At 56.9% G+C, this 1,628-nt stretch carries 2 protein-coding genes; both read left to right on the forward strand.

Annotated elements, in window-relative coordinates:
• Nucleotides 1-630: OmpW/AlkL family protein (locus tag EJC47_RS20815; RefSeq protein ID WP_148110568.1), on the forward strand; the 630-nt coding region annotated here is incomplete at its 5' end.
• A gap of 27 nt (nt 631-657) precedes the next feature.
• Nucleotides 658-1,628 (forward strand): AMP-binding protein (locus EJC47_RS20820; RefSeq protein ID WP_221885207.1); only part of this gene is annotated, 971 nt, incomplete at its 3' end.

The following is a 1,628-nucleotide window of genomic DNA, read 5'->3' on the forward strand; positions in this document are numbered from 1 at the left end:
GTTTATTCTCCTTCAACGTCTTTGCAAGAAGGCGATAGCACCGCAATTCCCAGCGATTTTAAACATTGGTTGGTACACGTAGACGGTGCCAACGTGTTCACTAATGAGAGTTCGAGTGTCGCGGTTGGCGGTGCTAAGGTACCAGACGGCTCGGTTTCGCTTGCGAACAATCTTACTGCGACGTTTGATGTCAGCTATTTTTTGACGCCTAAAATTGCGCTAAATGTCTATTCTGGATATCCGCCGCGAGCGCACATCAAGGGGGCTGGCTCGCTCGCCGCCTTCGGCACGTTGGCGAGCGCCAATTACGGCCCTTTGACTGTGTCGGGCGAATATCACTTCTCAGGTTTCGGCGCGCTCAAGCCGTATGTCGGCGCAGGCGTAACCTATGTCGTGTTCCTGAATGTTGACGATGCTGCACTTAATGACGTCAGCGTTGACAATGCGTTCGGGCCTGCACTGAAGCTTGGGGTCGACTACGACGTTTCTGAGCGCTGGACATTACACAGTTATATTCAACAGATTTGGGTGAGCACTAATGTGACCGCAAAAGTCGGTCCAGCACCGGCTTCGGCGCATGTAGCGATAAACCCGACCATTATCGGTGTAGGAATTGGCTATCGCTTCTGATCGTTTAAAGATCAAACGAATGATTTCATGAAAATCGCCTATGATGCAGGAGATTTTGATCGGAAGAATTCCGGTGGAGGAAATGTGATGCTTGGACAGATGATGCACTCGCCACTGCTCGTGTCGTCGATCCTGCGACACGCGTCGGCCTATCACGGTGACACGGAGGTGGTATCGCGTACCGTGGAAGGGTCGATCCACCGCTATACCTATGCCGAGCTTTCAGGGCGCGCGCAGAAGCTCGCCAATGCCCTCGGACGCCTCGGCCTCGAAAATGGCGACCGGGTCGGAACACTGGCCTGGAACGGCTATCGGCACATGGAGCTCTATTATGGCGTGTCCGGATCCGGCCTAGTCTGCCACACGATCAATCCACGCCTCTTCCCAGAGCAGATCGCCTATCTCATCGCGCATGCCGGAGACCGGATCCTCTTCTCGGACCTGTCGTTTCTGCCGATCCTCGAAGCGCTGGCGGACAGGCTGAAGGACCTGAAGGCCGTCGTCATCATGACCGACGAAGCCCATATGCCGAAATCCGAGATCCTTCCCGGTCTCGTCTGCTACGAGACACTGATCGCGGGAGAATCGGACGAATACGAGTGGCCGGATATCGATGAGAATACTGCGTCCGGCCTGTGCTACACCTCCGGGACTACGGGCGAGCCCAAGGGCGTGCTCTACAGCCATCGGTCCAGCGTATTGCACGGCATGACCTGCGCGCTGCCCGACGTGATGGGACTCTCAGCCCTGGATGCGGCCTCTCCGATCGTGCCGATGTTCCACGTCAATGCCTGGGGTGTCCCTTTCGCGGCACCGATGGTCGGCGCCAAGCTTGTCATGCCGGGACCGAGGCTGGACGGCGCCAGCCTACATGAGCTGTTCGAGCAGGAAGGCGTGACATTTACCGCCGGTGTGCCGACCGTTTGGCTCGCGCTGCTGGACTGGATGGACTTGCACGCCCAATCGTTTACCAGTTTGAAGCGCGTTGCGATCGGGGG

The sequence above is a fragment of the Sphingomonas sp. TF3 genome (assembly GCF_003985085.1).
Classification (GTDB): domain Bacteria; phylum Pseudomonadota; class Alphaproteobacteria; order Sphingomonadales; family Sphingomonadaceae; genus Sphingomonas.